This window comes from Anoxybacillus sp. LAT27 (assembly GCF_022030075.1).
Taxonomy (GTDB): Bacteria; Bacillota; Bacilli; order Bacillales; family Anoxybacillaceae; genus Anoxybacillus; species Anoxybacillus kestanbolensis.
In genome coordinates, this window is record NZ_JAIWYK010000260.1 from 1 (window position 1) to 241 (window position 241).

The 241-nt window shown below is 66.4% G+C and carries 1 protein-coding gene; it reads right to left on the reverse strand.

Annotated elements, in window-relative coordinates; genetic code table 11:
• On the reverse strand, nt 1–241 hold a 241-nt coding region (locus LD028_RS09375; protein WP_237811659.1), incomplete at both ends, for an aldehyde dehydrogenase family protein.

Below are 241 nucleotides of genomic sequence, written 5' to 3' on the forward strand. Positions count from 1 at the left end.
TTGGGCACGCGAATGGCAAAGCCGAGCCGGTTTTCCGCTCCCGGCGTGGCCGCGAGGGGCACCATCTCGCCGGCGATCCGCTTCGCTTCTTCGGACGAGAGACGAAGCGTGTTGATGACCCGGTCCATCTCGCCTCGGGCGTCTTTTCGCGTCTTGCCCACTTCCCTGACCAGCGACAGCTCCAGCTCCTCCCGCCGCTTCTCGGCGATCCGGCTGGCCTCCAGCAGGATGTCTGAGCGCT